Source organism: Janthinobacterium sp. BHSEK (assembly GCF_056174685.1).
In genome coordinates, this window is sequence record NZ_JBWBYV010000057.1 from 15,058 (window position 1) to 39,429 (window position 24,372).

The 24,372-nt window shown below is 63.2% G+C and carries 19 protein-coding genes and 1 pseudogene; 9 read left to right on the forward strand and 11 right to left on the reverse strand.

All coding sequences use genetic code 11. From position 1 onward, the window contains the following. Positions 1-5 precede the first annotated feature (5 nt). The gene (locus tag AC0V2Y_RS19235) at positions 6-1,169 is read left to right on the forward strand and encodes a dipeptidase (RefSeq protein ID WP_475414078.1); all 1,164 of its coding nucleotides are present in this window, start codon (positions 6-8) and stop codon (positions 1,167-1,169) included. Between the two features lies 1 nt (position 1,170). On the opposite strand, the gene AC0V2Y_RS19240 is transcribed toward AC0V2Y_RS19235, so the two are convergent. The 7 genes from AC0V2Y_RS19240 to xapA form a co-directional block, all read right to left on the reverse strand. Next, positions 1,171-2,388: a nucleoside deaminase gene (locus AC0V2Y_RS19240; RefSeq protein WP_475414098.1), complete on the reverse strand. Its 1,218-nt coding sequence runs from the start codon at positions 2,386-2,388 to the stop codon at positions 1,171-1,173. Between the two features lie 4 nt (positions 2,389-2,392). Then, the gene (locus tag AC0V2Y_RS19245; protein WP_099379413.1) at positions 2,393-2,800 is read right to left on the reverse strand and encodes a cytidine deaminase; all 408 of its coding nucleotides are present in this window, start codon (positions 2,798-2,800) and stop codon (positions 2,393-2,395) included. 100 nt (positions 2,801-2,900) lie between these two features. Continuing rightward, positions 2,901-4,223, reverse strand: a complete 1,323-nt coding sequence (gene deoA, locus AC0V2Y_RS19250; protein WP_475414079.1) for a thymidine phosphorylase — start codon at positions 4,221-4,223, stop codon at positions 2,901-2,903. A gap of 75 nt (positions 4,224-4,298) precedes the next feature. After that, entirely contained in the window at positions 4,299-6,680 is a 2,382-nt protein-coding gene (locus AC0V2Y_RS19255) for an aldehyde dehydrogenase family protein (protein ID WP_475414080.1), read from the reverse strand. Positions 6,681-6,692: 12 nt separating this feature from the next. Beyond that, on the reverse strand, positions 6,693-7,652 hold the full coding sequence (deoC, locus tag AC0V2Y_RS19260; protein ID WP_034785577.1) for a deoxyribose-phosphate aldolase: 960 nt from the start codon (positions 7,650-7,652) through the stop codon (positions 6,693-6,695). Next, positions 7,649-8,842, reverse strand: coding sequence for a phosphopentomutase (locus AC0V2Y_RS19265; protein ID WP_475414081.1), 1,194 nt, complete (start codon positions 8,840-8,842; stop codon positions 7,649-7,651). Before AC0V2Y_RS19265 ends, deoC begins: the two co-directional genes overlap by 4 nt. A gap of 118 nt (positions 8,843-8,960) precedes the next feature. Continuing rightward, positions 8,961-9,800, reverse strand: a complete 840-nt coding sequence (gene xapA, locus AC0V2Y_RS19270; RefSeq protein WP_092798101.1) for a xanthosine phosphorylase — start codon at positions 9,798-9,800, stop codon at positions 8,961-8,963. A 361-nt stretch (positions 9,801-10,161) separates the two neighbouring features. On the opposite strand from xapA, the gene AC0V2Y_RS19275 reads away from it, so the two are divergent. The 7 genes from AC0V2Y_RS19275 to AC0V2Y_RS19305 all read left to right on the forward strand — a co-directional run bounded on the left by AC0V2Y_RS19275 (position 10,162) and on the right by AC0V2Y_RS19305 (position 18,277). Then, positions 10,162-11,319 carry a carbohydrate kinase gene (locus AC0V2Y_RS19275; RefSeq protein ID WP_475414082.1) on the forward strand — a complete coding sequence of 386 codons (1,158 nt, stop codon included), beginning with the start codon at positions 10,162-10,164 and terminating at the stop codon, positions 11,317-11,319. Between the two features lie 12 nt (positions 11,320-11,331). Further along, a complete protein-coding gene (locus tag AC0V2Y_RS19280; RefSeq protein ID WP_436499157.1) occupies positions 11,332-12,252 on the forward strand; it encodes a pseudouridine-5'-phosphate glycosidase in 921 nt (306 codons plus the stop codon). Between the two features lie 84 nt (positions 12,253-12,336). After that, positions 12,337-13,239, forward strand: a complete 903-nt coding sequence (locus tag AC0V2Y_RS19285; RefSeq protein ID WP_475414083.1) for a LysR family transcriptional regulator — start codon at positions 12,337-12,339, stop codon at positions 13,237-13,239. Between the two features lie 379 nt (positions 13,240-13,618). Then, a complete protein-coding gene (locus AC0V2Y_RS19290; RefSeq protein ID WP_475414084.1) occupies positions 13,619-14,614 on the forward strand; it encodes a BMP family lipoprotein in 996 nt (331 codons plus the stop codon). Between the two features lie 81 nt (positions 14,615-14,695). Continuing rightward, on the forward strand, positions 14,696-16,225 hold the full coding sequence (locus tag AC0V2Y_RS19295) for an ABC transporter ATP-binding protein (protein WP_475414085.1): 1,530 nt from the start codon (positions 14,696-14,698) through the stop codon (positions 16,223-16,225). Beyond that, on the forward strand, positions 16,222-17,301 hold the full coding sequence (locus AC0V2Y_RS19300; protein WP_070219324.1) for an ABC transporter permease: 1,080 nt from the start codon (positions 16,222-16,224) through the stop codon (positions 17,299-17,301). The genes AC0V2Y_RS19295 and AC0V2Y_RS19300 overlap by 4 nt, the downstream gene beginning before the upstream one ends. Positions 17,302-17,305: 4 nt before the next feature. Continuing rightward, positions 17,306-18,277, forward strand: a complete 972-nt coding sequence (locus AC0V2Y_RS19305; protein WP_034754516.1) for an ABC transporter permease — start codon at positions 17,306-17,308, stop codon at positions 18,275-18,277. Between the two features lie 507 nt (positions 18,278-18,784). Here AC0V2Y_RS19305 and AC0V2Y_RS19310 read toward each other — a convergent pair. Further along, positions 18,785-19,375 (reverse strand): annotated as a pseudogene (locus AC0V2Y_RS19310) (NUDIX domain-containing protein); the annotation flags it as partial. Between the two features lie 85 nt (positions 19,376-19,460). On the opposite strand from AC0V2Y_RS19310, the gene AC0V2Y_RS19315 reads away from it, so the two are divergent. Then, complete coding sequence (locus AC0V2Y_RS19315) at positions 19,461-20,225, forward strand: DeoR/GlpR family DNA-binding transcription regulator (protein ID WP_475414086.1); 765 nt, start codon at positions 19,461-19,463, stop codon at positions 20,223-20,225. A gap of 35 nt (positions 20,226-20,260) precedes the next feature. Here the strand turns inward: AC0V2Y_RS19315 and AC0V2Y_RS19320 are convergent, their stop codons facing one another. From AC0V2Y_RS19320 to AC0V2Y_RS19330, 3 genes are read right to left on the reverse strand one after another with little or no spacing between them, the layout of a single operon-like run. Beyond that, positions 20,261-21,331, reverse strand: a complete 1,071-nt coding sequence (locus tag AC0V2Y_RS19320) for a S1/P1 nuclease (protein WP_475414087.1) — start codon at positions 21,329-21,331, stop codon at positions 20,261-20,263. 8 nt (positions 21,332-21,339) lie between these two features. Further along, positions 21,340-22,569, reverse strand: coding sequence for a phospholipase D-like domain-containing protein (locus AC0V2Y_RS19325; protein WP_475414088.1), 1,230 nt, complete (start codon positions 22,567-22,569; stop codon positions 21,340-21,342). A 17-nt stretch (positions 22,570-22,586) separates the two neighbouring features. Next, the gene (locus AC0V2Y_RS19330) at positions 22,587-24,296 is read right to left on the reverse strand and encodes a bifunctional metallophosphatase/5'-nucleotidase (protein ID WP_475414089.1); all 1,710 of its coding nucleotides are present in this window, start codon (positions 24,294-24,296) and stop codon (positions 22,587-22,589) included. Positions 24,297-24,372 lie beyond the last annotated feature (76 nt).

Sequence of the window (24,372 nt, forward strand, 5' to 3'; positions counted from 1 at the left end):
GAACAATGATTATCAGCACCCTCACCGCCGCCAGCCTTGCGCTGATCGGCGGTTTCCTGTCCGCTCCCGTCCTCGTCGACGAGCACCTCAACCGCATCCACGCACCATCCGGCAAGACGCCGTCGCCAGCGGCCATGGCCCTGCACCAGAGCCTGTGGATCGCCGACCTGCACGCCGACAGCCTGCTGTGGCAACGCAATCTGAACCGCGACAGCCAGCGCGGCCATGTCGACTTCCCCCGCCTGCAGCGGGCCAACGTGGCGCTGCAAGCCTTTTCCGTCGTCACCAAGACGCCGCGCAAGATGAATATCGCGCGCAACGGCGGCGACACGGACAACATCACGGCGCTGGTGGTGGCGCAAGGCTTGCCGCCCGCCACCTGGAACAGCCTGCTGGCGCGCGCTACTTACCAGGCCGACGAGCTGCGCCAGCAAACAGCCAAGAGCCACGGCAAGGTCCGGGTCATCGGCAGCCGCGCCCAGCTGCGCAACTTCATCGCCGCGCGCGAAAAAGACCCCGCCCTGCTGGCCGGCTGGCTGACGCTGGAAGGCGCGCATGCGCTCGAAGGCAAGCTGGACAACCTCGATACCTTGTACAAGGCCGGCTACCGCATGGCCGCGCCCACGCATTTCTTCGATACGGAACTGTCGGGCTCCCAGCACGGCCTGAAGAAAGGCGGCCTGACGCCGCTGGGCCGGCAATGGCTGCGCGACATGGAGCAGCGCAAGATGATCGTCGACCTGGCGCACGCCTCGCCGGCCACCATCGACGACGTGTTAACGATGGCGAAACGCCCCGTGATGGTGTCGCACACGGGCGTGCGCGGCACCTGCGCCAACGGGCGCAACCTCAGTGACAGTCAATTGAAGCGCATCGCCGCCCAGGGCGGCCTGGTGGGCATCGGCTTCTGGAATACGGCCGTCTGCGGCAAGGACGTGGCATCGATCGCGCGCGCCATCCGCTACACGGTCAAGCTGATCGGCGCCGAACACGTGGCCTATGGCTCGGACTTCGACGGCGCCGTCACCACGGCCATCGACGCGGCGGGCTTGCCGCGCTTGACGCAGGCGCTGCTGGATGCTGGCCTGTCGGAAGCGCAGATCCGCCGCGTGGCCGGCGCGAACGTGCGCGACTTCTTGCTGAAAAACCTGCCCGACGATGACGCCTAGACTAGCCTAGCGCCTGGACCAGGGCCTGGTCCGCCACCTGGCGCGGCCGGATGCGTATCAGCTTGCGGTACAGGGGCGGCATCGACTCGCACAGCGCCAGCAGCGCGTCTGGCGCCATGGCCGGACGCACGTACTGGAACTGTGCGGGATTATTCTCCGGCAGCGCCCCTTCCATGGTGGAGCCGTAGGCGCCCAGGGTCATGAAACTGGCGGCGCTGTCGTCCGGGCCGATGGCCAGCACGAAGGTGCCGTGCTTGGGGTGACCCAGGTAGCTTTTGATTTCTTCCTGCAGCGCCGGCGCCGCATTCGCCATCAATTCATAGCGCAGCTGCGCGTACTGGCGCGTGCATTCCATGAACGGCGTGCGGATGGCCGACTGGCTCAACTTACCCGGCATGCACAGCAGCAGGTTGCCGAAGGAATCGAGCAAGGCGGCCGCATCGCCCTGGCCGCCATCGCGCGCGTCCTGCTCCATGGCCGCCTGCAGGAATGGCGCCAGGCCCGCATCGGGCGCGTGCGGGCCGCAACGGTAAGTCAGGGCGTCGGGATAGCGGCGCCGCAAGGCGCGCACCACGGCATGCTCAGACGGCAAGGCGGCGGGATCGCGCAGGGGCACGTCGTCGCCGGCGTTCAGCAGCTGCATCACCTGCGCCGATGTTGCTTCGAACACGAGCGAGCACAGTGCCTGCGTCGCCTCGTGGATGCTCTTGCCGATGAAAAAAGATTTGGGCACGGCGCCGGACGGCAGGCGCGCATACTCCGTGGCGCCGCGCACGGCCGGATAGCAAAAACTGCGGCCCGCCTGCGCCTGCAGCGGCGCCGGCAAGGCCGTAAACGTGGCGCTGCCATCGTAATTGATGCCCGCCTTGACGTCGGGCGCGGCCACCACCACGTTGAAACCGGCCGCCAGGATGGCGCCCGTGCACATGCAGCAGGGATCGAGCGACGTGACGATGGTCAGTTCCCCCGGCGGCGGCAAGGGCGTGCCCTTGGCCCGCTCGGCGAAATACCAGTCCACCAGCTGGCGCTCGCCATGCGCCGTGGGGTCGAACACGAGGCCCTGGCGCACGACGTTGTTGTGCATCGATTGCAGCACGTTGCCGGCGCCATCGAGCAGCACGCCGCCCACGCCAAAGGTACCCTGCGTCTTGGCCGCCATGGCTTCGGCCGCGGCGATGGCCACGGCGGCCTGGATGTCGATCGTCTTGTTCAAGCGGATCCTGTTACTTCATGTCCAGGTCGGAATTGCCGAAGCCGTGCGGCAGCAGCCAGCCCGCCGTCACTTCCATGATGTCGTTTTTCAGGTTCGTCAGGATCACCGGCAGGTCGGCGCCGCCCATCTCGAAGATCACCTGGCGGCAGGCGCCGCATGGCGAAATCGGTTCGGCCGTGTCGCCCGTGACGGCCAGTTTGGCGAAGTCGCCCGGTTTGCAGCCATGCGCGATGGCGCTGAAAAACGCCGTGCGTTCGGCGCAGTTGCACAGGCCATACGCGGCGTTTTCCACGTTACAGCCGCGGAAGACGCGGCCATCCTTGCACAGCAATGCCGCGCCCACCTTGAAACGCGAGTATGGCGCGTAGGCCAGTTCGCGGCCGGCGTTGGCTTCGGCGATCAGTTCTTGGTTGTTCATTTGTTCTCTCTACACTAGACAACTACCGGGGTCAGACCCTCAACACCGCTGACACATAGCTCTACGCCATCGCAAACGGGGGTCTGACCCCAGATTTAAATTATGGACGAATGGTACGATAAATCACCGGATTGCCCGCCAGCGCCACGGCGCCGATGGCATACGCGTCCTGGATTTCCCTGACGGCTTGCTGCGCCGCCGCTTCCGTGCGCGCGTGGACCATGGCCAGCGGCTGGCCGATCGCCACCTGCTCGCCCAGGCCCACGAGGTCCGTCAGGCCGACGGCGAAATCGATGCTGTCGCTCGGACGTCGGCGGCCACCGCCCAATGCCACCACGGCCAGGCCGATGGCGCGGCAATCGCGCACGTTGGCATAGCCGGCGGACAGCGCCGGTGCCGGCACGACGAACGGCGCCTGTTCCAGGTGTTTATCAGGATGCTCGACCAGGTCGGCCGGGCCGCCCAGGGCCGACACCATGCGCGCAAAGCGCTCGGCCGCCGCGCCCGAATCGAGGGCCGCCGTCAATTTCACGCGCGCTTCCTCTTCGGTGGCGGCCAGGCCGCCCAGCACCAGCATCTCGGCGCACAGCGCCAGGGTGACTTCATGCAGGCGCGCGGGACGCGAACGGCCCGTCAGATAATCCATGGCGCCGCGCACTTCCAGCGCATTGCCGGCGTACGGCGCCAGCGACTCGTTCATGTCCGTCAGGATCGCCGACGTCTGCATGCCCGCGCCATTGCCCACGGCGACGATGCTCTCGGCCAGTTCCACCGACTTGTCGTAGCTCGGCATGAAGGCGCCCGTGCCCACTTTCACGTCCATCACCAGCGCGTCCAGGCCGGCCGACAGTTTCTTCGACAGGATGGAGCCGGTGATCATCGCCACCGATTCCACCGTGGCGGTGACGTCGCGGATGCTGTAGAAACGCTTGTCGGCCGGCGCCAGCTGCGCCGTCTGGCCGATGATGGCCACGCCGATCTCCTGCACCACCTTGCGGAACAGTGCATTGTCCGGCACCGTGCAATAGCCTGGAATGGCGTCGAACTTGTCCAGGGTGCCGCCCGTGTGGCCCAGGCCGCGGCCCGAGATCATCGGCACGTAGCCGCCGCACGCGGCGACCATGGGGCCCAGCAGCAGGGAGACGACGTCGCCCACGCCGCCCGTCGAATGCTTGTCGACGATGGGACCCGGCAGGTTCAGCGAACGCCAGTCCAGCACCTGGCCGGAATCGCGCATGGCCAGGGTGAACGCCACGCGCTCGTCCATGTTCATGTCGTTGAAATAGACGGCCATGCCCAGCGCCGCGATCTGCCCTTCGCTGACGCTGCCGTCAGTGATGCCACGTACGAAAAACTGGATTTCCTCGGCGCTCAAGACGCCCTTGTCGCGCTTCTTGCGGATGATTTCCTGGGTTAGAAACATGAATTAACTCCGATCATAATAGACTGGGGTCAGTCCCTACGGTTCTGACCCCAGCTTTGCAACTCCAGTTGTCAATCAGACGCCGTAAGGAATCCACACGTTTTTCACTTGCGACGCATGCGCCAGCACGGCACGGCCACCGCTTTGGGCGGCGCTGTACCAGTCGCGGCCCTTGGCGCCGCCGACCCAGGTGCGTTTCAGGGTGCCGGCAGACAGGCGCTCGACTTCGGCGCAACCGTCGGCGGAACCGTCATGGCGCCAGACGGCGTCGATATCGGCGTGCGTGGCCAGCGTGCGCGCCAGTTCATCGGCGTTGCCGCTGATGATGTTGACGACGCCGCCCGGCAGATCGGACGTGTCGAAGACCTGGTACAGGTCCAGTGCGGACAGCGGATGCGCTTCCGACGGCACCACCACCACGCGGTTGCCCAGCGCGATGGCCGGCGCCACCAGCGAGATGAAGCCGAGCAAAGGCGCTTCATTCGGGCAGACGATGCCGATCACGCCGACCGCTTCGTTCAGCGCCACGGTGATGCCCTTCGTCGGCGGCTGGTGCGCCAGGCCGTCGTACTTGTCGGCCCAGGCGGCGTAGTAGAACAGGCGTTCGATCGATGCCTGCACTTCCTTCTCCGGATTTTTACTGCCCGTCATGGCGGCGATGCGGGCGGCGAATTCGTCGGCGCGCGCTGCCAGGTTTTCAGCGATGTAGTACAGCACTTGCGCGCGGTTGTGCGCCGTGGCGCTGGTCCAGCCGGACGCCTTGTGCGCCGCCTCGACGGCGTTGCGGATGTCCTTGCGGCTGCCCACGCCCACTTCGGCCAGCAGGGCGCCGTTGGCGCCGAACACCGGAGTGCTGTAGGCGCTGTCGGGGCGTGCCTGCTTGCCGCCGATGTACATCTTGGCCGTGCGGTCGATGGCGAACGGGTCGGCTGCCGCCGGCTTCACGTTGGCCTTGGTTTTCGCTTCCACCACCGGCAGGGCCGGACGTGCATCTTCGGCCAGGGCCGTCATGTATTCCAGCATGCCTTCGCGGCCGCCTTCGCGGCCGAAGCCCGATTCACGGTAGCCGCCGAAGCCGCAAGCGGCGTCGAACTGGTTCGCGCTGTTGATCCACACCACGCCAGCCTTGATGGCGGGCGCGATATCGAGGGCCAGGCTGATCGACTCGGTCCACACGCTGGCGGCCAGGCCGTACACCGTGTTGTTGGCCAGCTGCACCGCTTCAGGCGGCGTGCGGAAGCTCATGGCCACCAGCACGGGGCCGAAGATTTCAGCCTGCGCCACGGCGGCCGAGGTCGACGCACCGGTGATCAGGGTGGGCGGGAACCACGAGCCGTCAGCCGGCAGTTCGCACGCCGGTTGCCACACGTCGCAGCCTTCGGCGCGGGCCGAATCGACGAGCGCGGCGATGCGCTGGCGCTGCACGGGGTCGACCAGCGCGCCCACGTCCATCGATTTGTCCAGCGGTGAGCCGAGACGCAGGTTTTCCATGCGCGCGCGCACCTTGTTCAGGAAGCGCTCCTGAACCGATTCCTGCACCAGCAGGCGCGAACCGGCGCAGCACACTTGCCCCTGGTTGAACCAGATCGAATCGACCAGTCCTTCCACGGCGCCGTCCAGGTCCGCGTCTTCGAAGACGATGAACGGCGACTTGCCGCCCAATTCGAGGGACAGCTTCTTGCCGCTGCCGGCCGTCGCTTCACGAATGAGGCGGCCCACTTCGGTGGAACCCGTAAACGCGATCTTGTCGACGCCAGGATGGTTGACGATGGCCGAGCCCACGCGGCCGTCGCCGGTGACGATGTTGACCACGCCGGCAGGCACGCCCGCCTGCACGCACAATTCGGCGAACAGCATGGCGGTCAGCGACGTGAATTCGGCCGGCTTGAAGACGACCGTGTTACCGGCCGCCAGTGCCGGGGCGATTTTCCACGACAGCATCAGCAAGGGGAAATTCCACGGCACGATCTGGCCCACCACGCCCACGGCGCGGTAGCCGGCGAATTCTTCCGACTGCAGCTGCGCCCAGCCTGCGTGATGGTAGAAGTGGCGCGCGGCCAGCGGCAAATCGATATCGCGCGTTTCGCGGATGGTCTTGCCGTTGTCCAGGGTTTCCAGCACGGCGAACAGGCGCGAATGCTTTTGCAGCAAGCGGGCCAGCGCGTACATGACTTTCGCGCGGCCATGGCCGCCCATGCCTTGCCATACGGGCAGCGCGCGGCGCGCCGCTTCCACGGCGCGTTCCACGTCGGCGTCGGTGGCTTGCGTCAGTTCGGCCAGCTGCGTGCCGTCGGCAGGATTGGTCGAGGCGAACAGTTCGGCCGGCTCGCTCCATGCATTGTCGATAAACAGGCCGAATGTGCGCTGGTGGCCGTCGAGCCACGCCTGCGCTTCTTTTTGACTTTCGGGAGCAGGGCCGTAGTCCATAGTAGTGAGAATCTCGTTAATTGTAGGCATGACGATTGTTCTTTAAGGTTGTGCGTGACGATGATTGGCCGAGTAGCTGCCGGTGACGTAGTGCTCGAGCTGGCGCTCGATGTCGGTCAGCAGGCTGGAAGCACCGATGCGGAACAGGTGCGGCTGCAGCCATTCGTTACCCAGTTCTTCCTTCATCAGGGTCAGGTATTGCAGCGCGCTCTTGGCCGAGCTGACGCCGCCGGCCGGCTTGAAGCCCACCTGGAAGCCCGTCTGCTCGTGGTATTCGCGGATCGTGCGCACCATCGTCAGGGCGACGGGAATGGTGGCGTTCACGCCTTCCTTGCCGGTGGAGGTCTTGATGAAATCGGCGCCCGCCATCATGCAGACCCACGATGCCTTGGCCACGTTTTCCATGGTCAGCAAGTCGCCCGTGGCGAGAATCGCCTTCACGTGCGCCTCGCCGCACGCCTTGCGGTAGGCCAGCATTTCGTCGTACAGCACCTGCCAGTTGCCGTTCAGGACGTGCTGGCGCGTGATGACGATATCGATTTCGGAAGCGCCGGCGGCGACCGACAGTTCGATCTCGCGCAGCTTCGTTTCCATGCTCGTCAGGCCGGCCGGGAAACCCGTCGACACGGCGGCGATGGGCAAGCGGCCCTGGATGACTTTCACGGCTGGCTGGATCATCTCGTGGTACACGCACACGGCGCCGGTGCTCAGCTGCGTCAGGCCCAGCGCGTCCATCAGGTCGGCGCGCAGCGGGCGCATGGCCTTCATGCACAGGCGTTCCACGCGGCCCGGCGTATCGTCGCCGCCCAGGGTGGTCAGGTCGATCATCTGGATGGCTTTCACCAGCCAGGCGGCCTGGTATTCCTTTTTCACGGTACGGCGGTTCGCCAGGCTGGCCGCGCGGCGGTCCGTCGCGGCGCGGTTGACGCGGATCTGGTTGATCCAGCCCAGGTCGAGGCCGACGGCCTCGTTACGCTTGAATTCGGGGTGCATGAGTGTCATAACAAGCTGGTTCCATTAGCAAGTGGTGGTACGCCAAGGTGCTTGGCGAGGGTTTGGCCAATATCGGAGAACGTCTCGGAAATGCCCAGTGCGCGCGGGGCGACGCCGGGACCGAAGAAGATCATCGGAATGTGTTCGCGGGTGTGGTCGGAGCCGTGCCAGGTGGGGTCGCAGCCATGGTCGGCGGTGATCACGACCAGGTCGCCTTCCTTCAGCTTGGCCATGAATTCCGGCAGGCGACCATCCATTTCGCGCAGCGCGTCGGCATAGCCCTCGACGTTGCGGCGGTGGCCGAACGCCTGGTCGAAGTCGACGAAGTTCACGAAAGTGAGCGACTTGTCCTGCACTTCATCGGCCGTCTTCAGCAGCGCTTCGAACAGCGCCATGTTGTCGACGCCCTTCACGACACGCGAGATGCCCTGGGTCGCGAAAATGTCGCTGATCTTGCCCAGGCCGACGACTTCGCCGCCCGCATCCTTGACGTGGTCGAGCAGGGTCTTGCTTGGCGGCGCCACCGCATAATCGTGGCGGTTGGAAGTGCGCGTGTAGTTGCCATTGCTGCCCGTGAACGGGCGGGCGATGACGCGGCCGATGTTGTACGGCTCGACCAGCTTGAAGGCCATTTCGCACACCTGATACAGGCGCTCGAGGCCGAACGATTCTTCGTGCGCGGCGATCTGCATCACCGAGTCGCCCGAGGTATAGATAATCAGCTTGCCGGTGGCGACGTGTTCATCGCCATGCTTGTTGATGATGTCCGTGCCCGAGGCATGGCAGTCGCCGAGGAAGCCGGGCACGCCGGACAGGGCTTTCAATTTATCGGTCAGGTCGGCCGGGAACGATGGCGTGGTGCGTGGGAAGTAGCCCCAGTCGAATTCGACGGGCACGCCGGCGATTTCCCAGTGGCCGCTCTGCGTGTCCTTGCCGGTGGAGCGCTCGCGCGCCGCGCCGTAGGCGCCGGTGTAGCCGTCGCGCTGGTCGAAGCCGGTGGCCCATTCGCCGCTGGCCAGGTGCGCGGCGGCGCCCAGGCCCAGGCGTTCCATGTTCGGGAGTTTCAAGGTCTTGCCGCTTTTGGCGACAGTGCTGGCAATGTGGCCAAAGGTATTGGCACCTGCGTCGCCATACTTGGCGGCGTCTGGCGTTGCGCCAAGGCCGAAGGAATCAAGCAGGAGGATAAATGCGCGTGACATGATAAGGCTCGCTTTATGGAATGATGCAAAGATGATGCGGACAGTGTAGGCCGGATTTTCCCGGCCTGCCGCGCGGCGGCGCCGATGGCCGGCGCGCCGCTGCTGCGTAAAAAAGTGCTTAGGCTTGCGGCGTAGCCGATACGGTCGCCAGGAAGGCCAGGATCAGCTTGACCAGGTCTTTCGCGCCGATGGCCGCGTATTTCAGGGTTTGTTCGTGCGACAGGGCGAATGGCGACATGCCTTCGGCCAGGTTGGTGATGACGGACACGCCCACCACTTTCAGGTCGCAATGGCGGGCCGAGACCACTTCAGGCACCACGGACATGCCGACCGTGTCGGCGCCCAGGCGGGCCATCATGCGGATTTCGGCGGCCGTCTCGAAGTTCGGGCCAGGGTAGGCGACGAACACGCCTTCGTGCAGGGTGATGCCGTTCGACGCGGCCGTGTCCTTGACCAGCTTGCGCAGGTCCGCATCGTAGGCATTGGCCATGCTGAAGAAGCGCGGGCCGAAGCGGTCGTCGTTCGGGCCGACCATCGGCGTGCCTGGCAGCAGGTTGATATGGTCGCTGATGGCCACCAGGCTGCCGGCGTCCACTTCAGGGCGCAGGGAACCGGCGGCGTTGGTAACGAACAGCATTTCGCAGCCCAGCAGTTTCAAGGTGCGGATGGCGCTCGTCATCACGCCCATGCCATAGCCTTCATAGAAATGGCCACGGCCCTTCATGCAGACGACGGCGACGCCCGACAGGGTACCAACCACCAGTTCGCCGGCATGGCCGTGCACGGTGCTGATCGGGAAACCTGGCAATTCGTCAAAGCTGATGCTGACGGCGTCCGTCATCTGCTCGGCCAACACACCCAGGCCGGAGCCGAGGATCATCGCCACGCGCGGCTTGAAATTTTCAGGAGCGCGGGCACGGATGATTTCGGCGGCGTGGAAAGGGGCGTTGTTCGACATGGTTATCCTCGTAATGACTAATGATGATGGTTGCTGCCTGCGCAGCGGCACGGTGCCGCAGCCCAGGTATCGGGTATGTATGGGTGTTGCTGGACTATCCAGATGCGTATTGCCTCTATTTGCCGCCACTATGCATCAAACGGAATATGTATGGCAAATACCATTTTTCTTGCCCATTTATACAATTCAAATATAAATGGCCGATATTATAGTCGAGGCTAGCCCAGGCCTGCCATGCCCTGGAAATGCATGCATACAAGCTCCATACGAAGGTTTTTTATGCACGCTTGACACCCGCTTGACACCTGAAAGACAAATGTTTACAGTCGCAGACAAATGTTTAAACCTTCATCGAAAACTTGTGACCGATACCAATAAAAAAGACCAGCTATATGCGCTGATCCGCAACAACCCCTTCATTTCGCAGCAAGACCTGGCGAGCGAACTGGGCTTGTCGCGCTCGGCCGTTGCCGGCCACATCGCCGGGCTGATCCGCGAGCGACGCCTGCTGGGACGCGCCTACGTGCTGCCCGACAGCCGCCCCGTGCTGTGCATAGGCGCCGCCAACCTCGACCGCAAGATGCGCACGCTGGCGACCTTGCAGATGGGCACCTCGAATCCCGTGCGCTCGGAAGAAGTGTTTGGCGGCGTGGGCCGCAACATCGCGGAAAACCTGGCCCGATTGTCGATTCCCGTCGCCCTGCTGACGGCGCTGGGCGACGACGCGGCCGGCCATGCGCTGCAGACGCACGCGGAAGACGCGGGCATCGACATGCGCGGCAGCCTGCATTTAAGCAACACCAGCAGCGGCACCTACACGGCCGTGCTCGACGAACATGGCGAAATGCTGCTGGCGATGGCCAACATGCAACTCTATGAACAGCTGACACCGGCCTTTTTGCATAGCCGCCAGCCGCAGCGCGCCGCCGCCGCCCTCACCGTCTGCGACCTGAACCTGGGCCACGACAGCGTGCAGGCGCTGCTGGCCGATGCGCGCCAGGACGCGGCCCACGCGACGCCGCTCGTCATCGTCGCCGTCTCGCAGCCGAAGATGGCGCACCTGCCGCAAGACCTGACGGGCTTGTACCTGCTGATCCTCAACCGGGGCGAACTGGAAACGCGCGTGGCGCGGGCTTTGCCGACGGCATTCGAGGTGCGCGCCGCCTGCCGCGAAGTGCAGCGCCAGGGCGCGCGCCAGGTGATCGTCACCTGCGGCGGCGAAGGCGTGTACTTCACCGATGGCGACAATCTTGATGCGCCCATCGTCCACCTGGCCGCGCGCGAGGTGGACGCCGTCGACGTGACGGGCGCCGGCGACGCGTTTTCCGCCGCCGTCTGCTGGTCGCTGTACCACGACAGCAGCGACCTGAAACTGGCTTGCCGGCGCGGCCTGAAGCTGGCCGCCATGACCCTGGAATCCGACGCCACCGTCTCGCCACTGATCTCGGCCGGCGCCCTCGACGACATTGACGACGCCGACCTGGCGCCGCCTCCCCCTACCCTCTTTCAACAGGATTGACACATGACGCAACTGCATAACTTCCTCTCGTTCTCGCAAGAAGTCCTCGACGCGCGCGCCGCCGGCAAGGCCATCGTGGCACTGGAATCGACCATCATTTCGCACGGCATGCCGTATCCGCAAAACGTGGAGATGGCGCGCGAAGTGGAACAGATCATCCGCGACGGCGGCGCCGTGCCGGCCACCATCGCCATCATCGGCGGCAAGATCTGCGTGGGCCTGTCGCCGGAGCAGCTGGAATTGCTGGGCACCTCGCCCGACGCCATGAAGGTCAGCCGCCGCGACCTGCCGTTCGTGCTGTCGCAGGGCAAACTGGGCGCCACCACCGTGGCCGCCACCATGATCTGCGCGGAACTGGCCGGCATTGCCGTGTTCGTCACGGGCGGCATCGGCGGCGTGCACCGCGGCGCGGAAACGAGCTTCGACATTTCCGCCGACTTGCAGGAATTGGCGCACACGTCCGTGGCCGTCGTCTGCGCGGGCGTCAAATCCATCCTCGACATCGGCCTGACCCTGGAATACCTGGAAACCCATGGCGTGCCCGTCATCAGCGTGGGCCAGGAAGGTTTCCCTGCCTTCTTCACGCGCGAAAGCGGCTTCAAGGCCGATTTCCGCCTCGATACGGCAGCCGAGCAGGCCGCCTTCATCGGCACGAAATGGCAGCTGGGCTTGAAAGGCGGCGTGATCGTCAGCAATCCCGTACCGGCCGCGCAAGCGATGCCCAAGGAAGAAATCGATGCGATCACCACGCAAGCCTTGCAGGAAGCGGACGCGGGCGGCGTGAAGGGCAAGCAAGTCACGCCTTTCCTGTTGTCGCGCATCAAGCAGCTGACGGATGGCCGCAGCCTGGCGACGAATATCGCCCTGGTCAAGCACAATGCGCAAGTCGGCACCGCGCTGGCCATTGCCATGCAGGCGGTCGTGGCACGATAATAGGACTGCTGTAAAGAAAGCGCGCGCGCCTGCACGGTCCGCGCGCCGTTCCATCGCCAAGCACCACGCAACGCCAAGGAAAGCATGTCCATCGATCTGAAACAGTTAAAGTATTTTCTTGCCGTTGCCGAGGAGAAAAGCTTCAGCCGCGCCGCCGAGCGCCTGCATATCTCGCAGCCGCCCCTGAGCCAGCAGATCATGAAACTGGAAAGCGAACTGGGCGTGCGCCTGTTTGCGCGCACCACGCGCACCTTCGAGCTGACCGTGGCGGGCAAGGCGCTGATGAACGAGGCGGCCGAACTGCTGGCCAAGATGCGCATGACCATCGACACCATCCGCCAGATCGACCGGGGCGAAGTGGGCCGCTTGCGCGTGGGCATCGTCGGCTCGGCCATGTGGGGCCCCATCCCCAGCCTGCTGGAAGAATTCCAGACCAAATTTCCCCGCGTCACCTGGACCATCCATGAATTCGGTCCCACGGTGCAATACGAAGCCTTGCGCGCCAAGCAGATCGACGTGGGCTTCTGGCGCGAACCCAAACTCAACGACGACGACTTGCGCCACGACAACCTGCGCCAGGAACTGTGCTTCCGCGAGAACGTGTGCGTGGCCGTCAATGAACACCATCCGCTGGCGAAAAACACGGCCATCGAGCTGATCGACATCGCCCAAGAGCCCATGCTGACCCTCAACCTCGACAAATCCGCGTTTCCCCGCTACCTGGTGCAATGCTGCATCAACGCCGGTTTCGAACCCGTGATCTTCCAGGAAGCGAGCGAACCGCAAACCCTGCTGGCCATGGTGGGCGCGGGCCTGGGCGTGACCCTGGTGCCGGAAACGACGAGCCGCATCGGCTGGCCCGGCGTCGTATTTCTACCGATCAAGACCAATCCGCCGTCGGCCAACCTGTACATCAGCTACACCACGCTCGACGACGCTCCCGTCGTGCGGGCTTTCTTGAATATTATTAATCCCCCATCCGCCTGACAGGCCATTTATATGCGCCGCATATAAATACATAAACAAAAACGTATTTGTCATACATATCTGGCATGATGCATAGTGATTCGGACGCCCATCGCGGCGCCGGTCCCGTGCTTGCCCTGCCCGTCCACTGACGGCGCATCCCAGCCCGCTCCGGCCGCCCCATTCGATGTTGTACCTATAAAAGAGACGGGGCGCGACTGTTGCATGAGCATCACACTGTCGACATAAAAGCATACGAGGCCAGCAATGATCTTGTGCAATACAGTGCAATGTTGATAAGGAATCATCACCTCGTGCATCAAAAACAGGCTAAATCGGCCCCAAATTATATGTTTCACCTATAAAAAATATACAATATCGATCTTCCAGGAGCCAATTCATGAAACTTACACAATTTAGTTTGACGATCGCAGCCGTTTTTCTGACTGCTCAAGCGTCCGCGGCTACCCCAAAACTGGGTGTCGTGTATGACGCGGGCGGCAAGTTCGACAAGTCGTTCAACCAATCCGCTTTCGAAGGCGCATCGCGCTTCAAAAAAGACACGGGCATTTCCTTCATCGAAGTGCAGGCATCGAGCGATACGCAGGCCGAGCAAGTCATGCGCGGCCTGGCCCGCAAGAAACTCGACATGATCGCCGCCATCGGCTTTGCGCAAACGCAAGCCGTGCAAAAGGTCGCCAAGGAATTCCCGAACGTAAAATTCGTGCTGATCGACGGCCAGGCCGCCGGCAGCAACGTCAATTCCGTCGTCTTCAAGGAAGAAGAAGGTTCCTACCTGGTGGGCGTGGCCGCGGCCATGGCCAGCAAGAGCAAGAAGGTCGGCTTCATCGGCGGCATCGATATTCCCCTGATCCGCAACTTCGCCTGCGGCTACGCGCAAGGCGTCAAGGCAGTGAACGCGAAGGCGGAAATCACGCAAAACATGGTCGGCACCACGTCCGGCGCCTGGAATGACCCGGCCAAGGGTGGCGAACTGGCCCGCTCGCAATTCGAGCGCGGCGTCGACGTCGTCTTCGCCGTCGCTGGCGGCAGCGGCATGGGCACCCTGCAGATGGCCAAGGAAAAAGGCAAGCTGGCCATCGGCGTCGATTCGAACCAGAACCATCTGTATCCAGGCAGCATCCTGACCTCGATGGTCAAACGCGTCGACAACACCGTCTACGACAGCTTCATGCAAGTCAAGAACGGCACCTGGAAGGGCGGCGTCAGCTATAAAGGCTTGAAAGAAGGCGGCGTGGATTGGGCGCTCGACGCGAACAACCGCAAGCTGATCACGCCGGAAATCGAAAAACGCGTGTTGGGTGCGCGTAAGGACATTATCGATGGCAAGATCAAAGTGATCGATTACCGCGTCGGCAGCAGCTGCCCGGTTTAATTTTTCTCCGTATCTTTTAGCGCGCCGCCGGGGCCTGTCTCCGCGCGGCGCGTTTCCATGAAACTATCCAGTTATGAACCTATGCAGCCAGCAGTAGAATTTCGCAGCATTTCCAAGCAGTTTGGACATGTGAAGGCGAACGCCGACGTCAGCTTCTCCATCGCCAAGGGCAGTATCCACGGCCTGGTGGGAGAGAATGGCGCCGGCAAATCGACCTTGATGAGCATCCTGTACGGGTATTACCGTGCCGACGGCGGAGAAATCTTGCTCGACGGTAAAGTACAGCCTATCCGCAACAGCCAGGAAGCGATCAACCTCGGCATCGGCATGGTGCACCAGCACTTCATGCTGGTCGAGAACTTCACCGTCCTCGACAATATCATGCTGGGCACGGAAGGCGGTTTTCGCCTGGCCAGCCACCGCACGGAAGCGGAAGCGAAATTGCGCGAGATTTGCGCGCGCTACCGCCTCGACGTCGACCCGCTGGCGAAGATCGAAGACTTGTCCGTCGGCGCGCAGCAGCGCGTGGAAATCCTCAAGCAGATTTACCGCAGCGCCAACATCCTGATCCTCGACGAGCCGACGGCCGTGCTGACGGCACAGGAAACGGCATCGCTGTTTGAAATCCTGCGCCTGTTCAAGGAACAGGGCAAGACCATCATCCTGATCACACACAAGCTGCAAGAGATCCTGGAAATCACCGACAACGTCACCGTCATGCGCGGCGGCACGGTGGTGGGCGCCGTGGCGACCGCCGGCACCTCGAAAGAGGAACTGGCCAACATGATGGTCGGCCGCCCCATCCAGAGCCACTTGCCCCGTGCACCGTACAATCCCGGTGCCACGGTGCTGGAAGTGGCTGATTTGCAATTGGCCGACGAGCAGCAGGTCAAATTGCTGGCCGACATAGGTTTCAACTTGCGCGCCGGCGAAATCGTCGCCATCGCGGGGGTCTCGGGCAATGGCCAGAGCGAGCTGCTGGAAATCCTCTCGGGCATGCGCTTGCCCACGTCCGGCACGCTGCGCTTCCTGGACAAGGACTTGCCGTTTGCCAAGCGCCACGATGCCGACGGCTTGCCGCTGGCCTTCCGCGAGCTGGGCATCGCCCACATTCCGGAAGACCGCCTGCGCGATGGCGTGGTGAAAAATTTCTCCGTCATGCAGAACACCATCCTCGGTTACCAGGACCACCTGAAGAACCGCTGGGGCCTGTTCAACTTCAAGGCCATCGGCGCGCGCTGCGCTGAACTGCTGAAGACGTTTGACGTGCGTCCGGCCAACCCGGACCTGCGCATCGGCTTGTTGTCCGGCGGTAACCAGCAAAAGGTGGTGATCGCGCGCGAAGTGCTGGCCAAGCCGAAACTGATGCTGGTGGGGCAACCCACGCGCGGCGTCGATATCGGCACCATCGAAAGCATCCATACGCAATTGCTGGCCCTGCGCGACGCGGGCGTGGCGATCCTGCTGGTGTCCGTCGAACTGGAAGAAGTGCGGGCGCTGGCCGACCGCATCCTCGTCATGTGCGGCGGGCGCATCACCGGCGAACTGAAAATTGAAGAATTCGATACCACCCGCATCGGTCTGTTGATGGGGGGAATGCATAAATCATGAATAACGACTTGCCACGCTGGGCGACAGCCTTTGTCATGCCCATGTTAAACCTGCTGTCGGCCTTGCTGGTCGCCGCCCTGGTCATCTATATGCTGGGCGAAGACCCGGCCGAATCGCTGTCGATCCTGGTCCACAGCGCCATCCTCAATCCGGAAGGCTTGAGCTACACCCTGTTCTACGCCAGCACCTTCATCTTCACGGGCCTGTCGGTTTCCGTGGCGATGCAGGCCGGGCTGTTCAATATCGGTTCCGAAGGCCAGATGTATATCGGCGGCCTGGGCTTGACTGTCGCCATGCTGGCCTTCGACCAGACCCTGCCCGCCTGGCTCCTGATTCCCGCCGCCATGATCGGCGCGGCCCTGTTCGGCGCGTTGTGGGGCTTTTTGCCCGGCTATCTGCAGGCGAAGCGCGGCAGCCACATCGTGGTGACCACCATCATGTTCAACTTCATCGCCGCCAGTCTGATGAATTTTATTATCGTAAAGTACCTGATTCCGCCGGGCGAGCAGAACACGGCCAGCCGCGTGTTTGCGGAAAGCGGCGAAATGCCGCGCCTCTCCACCTGGTTCCCGTCGCTGGGCGACACGCCGCTGAACATCAGTTTTATTTTGGCGATCGCCGCGCTGGTGATCTACGGCGTGATGGTCTGGCGTTCGTCGTGGGGCTTCAAGCTGCGCGCCACGGGCCTCAACAAGCATGCGGCCCACTATGCGGGCGTGTCGATCAGCAAGATGATCATCGTCGTCATGCTGATTTCGGGCGCGCTGGCGGGCCTCGGCTCCGTCAATTCCATCATGGGCTCGACCCATTACCTGTCGCTCAACTTCGTCGGCGGCGCCGGCTTCATCGGCATCGCCATCGCCCTGATGGGCCGCCAGCATCCGGTCGGCATCTTTTTGTCGGCCGTGTTGTTCGGCGCCCTGATCCAGGGCGGCTTCGACCTGTCGCTGGAAAAACCGAATATCCCGACGGAAACCTTCATTTTCATCCAGGGCTTGATCATCCTGTTCTGCGGCGCCATGGAAAACTTCTACGCACCGGCCATTTCCGCCCTGCTCAAGCGCACCAAAGGCTAACACCATGACACTCGACGACTTTCAATTCGCCAGCATCCTGGTATCGACCGTGCGCAATGCGCCCGTCCTGATCTTTGCCGCCATGGCCGGCCTGTTTGCCGAACGCAGCGGCATGATCGACATCGGCCTGGAAGGCAAGATCCTGGCCAGCGCCTTCGCTTCCGCCGCCGTGGCCTACACGACGCAAAACCCGTATTACGGCATGGCGGCCGGCATGCTCGTGTGCGTCGCCCTGGCCCTGCTGCAGGCGTATGTCAGCATCACGCAAAAGGGTAATCAGCTGGTGGCCGGCATGGCGATCAACATCGCCATGAGCGGCCTGACCTTCGTGCTGGCGCAATTTTTCTTCCAGCAAGGCGGCCGCACGCCGGACCTCGGTTCGGCGCGGCTGTTCGACGTGGTCTTGCCGGGCACGCAGTACGTGGAACACATCCCCTTCATCGGCTGGGTGTATGCCCACTTGATCGGCGGCCATTCCATCCTCGTCTACGTAGCCTTCCTCCTGATTCCGCTCGTGCACTGGCTGCTGTACCACACGCGCTTCGGCCTGCGCCTGCGCGCCTGCGGCGAAAACCCGCATGCGGCCGACTCGGCCGGCGTGAGCGTGGAAGCGACGCGCTACCTGGCCATGCTGGTGGCCGGCATCCTGTGCTCGTTCTCGGGCGCGTATCTGGCCATCGTGCAAAGCGGCTTCTTCCTGCGCGACATGTCGGCCGGTGCCGGCTACCTGGCCCTGACGGCCATGGTGTTCGGCAACTGGCGCCCCGTCTACACCTTCCTCGGCTGCCTGATGTTCGGCTTCTTCGCCGCCATCCAGATCCAGATTGAAGGCGTGGACTTGCCCGTCGTGGGCCGCATCCCCGGCTCGCTGATCCAGATGGTGCCGTACGTGGTCACCGTGATCGTGCTGGCGGGCTTGATGGCGAAATCCATCGCGCCGAAGGCGATCGGTATCCCCTTTGTAAAATCGCGTTAAGAGCACCTGAGAAAATACCCATGGCGTCGTTGCCTTGCCTCGTCGTACATTCGTACTGCCTTCGGCAAGACGCCTAGCCCTGGGCATTTTTCAGGCGCTCCCTGAAATGACAAAAAGCGAAGCCCGCAGGCTTCGCTTTTTTTACGCCTGGGCAATCTCGTCCAGCGAGAAAAACACGGCCAGCCCCAAGCCGCGCGCCACTTCGACCATCTGGTCGGCCCCTTGGGAGGCGCCGCCAAGCCGCAGCACGGCATCGCAATGGCTTAATAAACGCGTCGCATGCGCGTGGAACAGTTCCTCATACACGGCATCGCCCACCCCGGTTGAACCGGCCAGCGCCAGCATGGGCAAGGCCAGCCATTCACCGAGCACGGGCATGTGTCCCTTGGCATACAAGGGCAGGCAGACGGCTTCCATGGCTGCCACATTCGCCGCCATCAGGGCCGGATCATCGCCCGTGCCTGAACGGTAGGGGCCGGCAACGAGAATCTGCAGCCCCCGTTTGGCTGGCATCAAATACAGCTGCGCATGCTGCAGCAGCATGATGGTCTTGCCGTCGCAGATGTGCCCGTCCGCCACCATCCGCATGGCTTGCGCCAGGGGCAGTTCCAGTACCTCGATGTCTTCCCCTTCGTGCGCCAGGCCGCCGCCGTCGCCGATGCGGCTGGAGGGGTCGTATTCGGCGACAAAAAAATGCAAACGCTCCGTCACGGAACCGGGGCTCATGAAGGCCTGGAACACCTTGTGCACCTGCCCCACCCGGTAACCGGTTTCCTCTTCCACCTCCGCGCGGATGCGCTGCTCGGCGCTGGCCTCTTCCAGCAAACCGGCGGCAGATTCGATGAGGAAACCATCGTGGCCTTCGCGGTAGGTAGGGAAGCGGAACTGGCGGATCAGGATCACCGTGCGTTTGGCTTTGTTGTAGAGCAGGATGGTGGCGCCATCGCCGCGGTCATAGGTTTCCCGCGTCTGCGTCTGCCACTGGCCGTCGTGGCGCAGGTAATCGAACGTGGTCTTTTGCAATAGGTACCAGTCGTGCGACAGGGTTTGCACCTGCTGGATGCGGACCCGTTGCTGCTTGCTATTTTCTTCGCGCATATCGTCTCCTTGTGCTTGCGTCCGACGACTTTATCATGCAAACTCGTGCAATATCAAGAAAATACAAGAATACTCAAGAAAAACCATGCTGACACATCAACGCAAACAATACCTGCTGGACATGCTCCAGCGCGAAGGGCAAATCGTCGCCAAGGCCGTCAGCGACGCCCTGGGCTTGTCGGAAGACACGATACGGCGCGACCTGCGCGAGCTGGCGAAAGAAGGGCTATTGGAACGCGTGCACGGCGGCGCCCTGCCCTTGCTGCCCCGTTCGCCCGCGCTGGCGCCGTTTGCGGGGCGCGAACAGATTTCCGCGGAAGCCAAGCCCGCCATCGGCCGCGCGGCGGGCGCCATGATACAAACGGGGCAAGTGGTGTTCATCGATGGCGGCACGACCGCCGTGCAGCTGGCGCGCCAGCTGCCGCGCGATTTGCGCGCCACCGTCGTCACGCACAGCCCGTCGATTGCCGTCGAGTTGCTGCATCACCCGTTCATCGAGGTGCTGATGCTGGGCGGACGCCTGTACAAGCACTCGATCGTGGGCGTCGGCGCCGCGACCGTGGAAGCCATCGGCCGCATCCGCGCCGACCTGTATTTCATGGGCGTATCCAGCCTGCATCCGCAAGCGGGCATCACCACGGGCGATTATGAGGAAGCATGCGTGAAGCGCGCGTTGAGCGAGGCGTCAAGCCGCACCGTCGTGCTGGCCTCGCCGGAAAAGTTCAACACGGCGTCACCGTTCCAAATCGCGCCCTTGAGCCAGGTCAACGATATCATCGTGCACCGCGATGTGGAAGACGCCCTGGTCGCGCCCTTCCGCGAGATGGGAATCGCCATCACCCTGGCCTGAAAAAAACGGCCCGCAGGCCGCTTTCGGATGACACCTTACTGTGGCCAGATCGCCTGCAGCACGGCGGCCAGGCGATAGCCGCCCTCGATCAGCTGCTGCTTTGCCAGCGCAGAACTCGGTACCGGATAGTTGTCCGGCACCGTCAAGCTCCAGACGTTATAGACGTCACCCTTGCGGCTGGTCTGCTGCGTGGCCGGGCCGGCCACCACGTCCGTGAAGGCAATCTTGGACGCCGCCAGCGCGGCATCGGCCCACTGATACGGCCAGGTGACGGGGTCGCCGCTGTTGGCGCTCACCACGGGCGCGCTGGCGATCACGGTGCTGGCGAACTGCTGCGGCGTGCGCGTGCTCAAACGGCGCATGGCGTAATCGACCACGGTCGTATCCCAGTAGGAATGCAGGGGCTTGGTGGGCGACTTCGGATAGCTGCTGGCAGGCTTGGCCGTGCCGTTTTCCGCCGGCAGCGGCGCGGGAATCACGGCATCCGACAGGGCCGTCATCTTCGCATCGTCGAGCAGCAAGTCGTTACCGCCGCGCGCATTGAAAACGGCGACGTCGTCGATCTGCGCCTGTGTGGCAGGCACGAAAAACTGGCCATCCTTGCCGAGAAACGCATTGCCCACATGCAGCGGCTGGTGGATATCACCCACCAGGTGCGTGATCAGGATCAGCGCTTCGCGCTGGCTGAAGCCGTGCGGATTGCTGGCCGCATCGGCCTTGCCCTGCAACACCAGGATCGCTTGTTTCAAGGTTTGCACGATATCGTCGTCGGCCGTGCCCACGCCATGATCGTGGTAGTGCGCGTTCTGGAACGGCACGTTCGTGTAGTGGTATTCGCCATGCTTGGGATTCGCCGCCACATACGTCAACATTTCCGGCGATTGGGGGCCGCAATACGTGCCCTTCACGCAATCGGGCCAGTTGGCGATCTTTTCCAGGCTTTCACCCGGCAACAGCAATTGGGAGATATGCGCCTGGGCCACGCTGCCCTTGAGCAATTGATCGGCGATGGCGCCTACGGCGCGGTGGCCGTCATTGCCCCAGGCCAGCACATTGCCGGAAGCGAATGCGGCGCCCAGCGCCAGCACGCAGAGTAATTTTTTCATGCTCACCATTACTCCTTGCCTTGCGGCGCGGCCTTGGCCGGCTTCGGATACTGCTTGTTGATGTCGATGGGTTGCGCGTACGCCGAGCTCCACGTCTGCTCATGCAGCGCAGCGATGCGCTGCGCCATCTGCTCGTTGCGCAGCACCACTTCCAGGTTGCGCGACAAATCGAAATAGCCGCCCGCCCAGTTGCTCGTGCCGACCCAGGCCAGCTTGCCGTCGATGCTCATGGTCTTGCTGTGGATCACGCGCGCGAATGGGATGAAGCCCGTCGAGGCCGTGGGAATCGTCACGATGCGGATTTCCACGTTCGGCAACAGGGCCAGGCTTTTCAGGTAGACGATGGCCGGCGCTTCCGTGTTCCAGCTTGACACCATCAGCTTGATCTTCACGCCGCGCTGGGCGGCCGCGCGCACGGCGTTGTCGATCACGGCGTAGTACGGACGCGTGCGGTTAGGGCCGTAGGACAGGGGCGCGTAATCGAGCAGCTGGATGCGCACTTCGCTTTGCGCTTGCGCCAGCAAGGCGGGCAAGCCCGTTTCCGAATCGCCCACGCCAGCGGGGTTGTAGGCGTTCGGGCTGGCCAGCAAGAAAGCATTTTGCGCGTAATTGGCCGGCACCACCTTGCTGTTGAGCACCGTGGCGCGGCTGCCTTGCGACGTCAGCGCCTGGGCTTGCCAATCCTGCTCGAAGATGGCTTGCACCTGGCTGACCATGCCTGGCTCCGTGATTCGCAAGCCCGTTTCATGGATGTGCTCGAACGAGCGCCAGTCGAAGTTCTGGCTGCCGATGTACGCGACCTGGCCATCGACGGCCAGGTATTTTGCGTGCACGATGCCATTGCCCGTGATTTTATTGAAATCGATGAGGCGCAAGTCCAGGTTGGGAATCGCCTTGATCTGCGCGATGGTGGCCGCTTCCGACAGGCCCACGCCCTTCTGGTCCAGCAGGAAGCGGATCTTCACGCCGCGCTGGCCGGCGGCCGTCAGGCTGGCCAGCACCTTTTCAAAAGCCGTGCCCGGCTTGCTGACGGCATAGAACTGGGCGATGACGATCTCTTTTTTTGCACCATCGAACAGCTCGCTCCACACGGCGACGGGTTCGCGCAGGTCGGGATTGGTCAACGTGGTTTCCACGGGCGAGGTGTGCACGAGTTCAAAGCCGGGTATCGTGAAATCGGCGTGGGCCGTGCCCGCGAACAGGCTGGAAAGAAGAACGGAAACAAATAAGCGACGCATGGTTATTCCTTGTAATGTTATTTGACGCGCACGATGCGGCCCGCCGACGTGGCGCTGCCGGCCGGCTTGCCGGCGCGCGCGCGGGCGATCAGGTAATCGCTGAAGGCGTCGATGTCGCGCACGCCCGTATCCAGACGGCGCGTGCCGGCCGCCAGCACGGTGAAGCGGTCGCCGCCGCCGGCGAGGAAACTGTTGGCGGCGACACGGTATTGTTGATTATCGTCAATAGGGCTGCCATTCAGCATGATGCTGCCGGGCAGCACGCGCTGCCCCTGGGGCCGCGTGCTGTCCCAGCGATAAGTAAAACCTTCGGACACTTGCAGCAAATTGCCTTCGCCGGCCTCTTCGCCCGGCCATTGCTGTTCGAGCAAGGTGCGGATTTGCGCGCCGGAAAGACTGACGACGATCAATGTATTGCCAAACGGCACCACAGCCTGGTTCTGACCCACGTTCGTCATCAGGTCGGCACCCGCTTCCAGGTCCTTGCGGATGCCGCCATTGTTCATCAAGCCGATTTGCGCGCCGGCAGCGCGCGCGCCGAACAGGGTGCTGTCTGCCACCAGGTCACCCAATGGGGAAGCGCCGCCGCCCTTGGTGCTGCGGCCCACGCTAGATACGGCGATGGCGGCCACGGGACGCGACAATTCGGCCGCACTGCGTTGCTTGACCGATTCCAGGTAGGCTGCCACTGCCGGGTCCGGCTCATACATGCCTGGCAGCATGACGACGTTTTGCGCGCTGGCATCGATCAGCGCATTCTTGACGGGATCGACCTTGAGCTTGATGCGCGTCAGCATGTGTCCGCCCATCTGCGCCTGGGTCACCAGCCGGCCATCGACGCGGCACAGATAGCCCTGGTGCGAATGGCCGCTGATGACGAGCTGGATGGCCGGGTCGAGGCGCTTCACCACGTCGACCACTTCGCCCTTCAGGTGACTGCAATCGGGCTGGTCGACGGCTTCCTTCGTCTCGCCGCCCTGGTGCAGCAGCACGACGAACACCCCCACTCCCTGCGCGCGCAACTGCGGCAAGGTGGCGTTGATGGCGTCCGCTTCATCGCCGAACTGCAGGCCGGCAATGCCGGCGGCCGTCACCACGGACGGTGTATCTTTCAGCACGGCGCCGATCAGGCCCACCTTGACGCCATGCGCCTCTTCGATGCGGTAGGCGGGCAGCAGCGACTTGCCCGTTTGCGTGTCGATGACATTGGCCGCCATATAGGTATAGCTGGCGCCCTTGAAGTCGGGCGTGAACTTGCACGCCTTGTCGGCGCGCGCGGATTCGCAGCCGCCGCGCTGCTGGCGCAGCAATTCCGCCTTGCCCTGGTCAAATTCGTGGTTGCCGACGGAACTGGCCTTCATACCCAGCATATTCATGGCGACGATGCTCGGTTCGTCCGCCCACAGCGCCGACATGGCGGGGCTGGCGCCGACCAGGTCGCCATTGCCGACAAAGATCAGCTGCGCATCTTCGCGCCGCCACGCCTTCAATGCGCCGGACAAGGTGTCGATGCCGCCGGCCTGCACCGTCTTGCGCCCGGCATCGCCAGCGCTCGTATAGGTAAATTTGCTGCGCTCGAGGTTGCCGTGAAAATCGTTCAAGGCGACCAGGTTCACTTCAATCGGGCCGCTGGGCGCAAGCTGTGGCGCGGAAGCGAAATTACTGCAGCCGGACAGGCTGAGGATCAGGGCCGCGCTGGCGACCGGAGTGCGTAGGAAGTGAGCCATGGAATGATATGTATTGAAAAGGGGAAAGAGTAAACCATCTGGTCTATAAAAAAAACGGCTGGTGTCGCCACCAGCC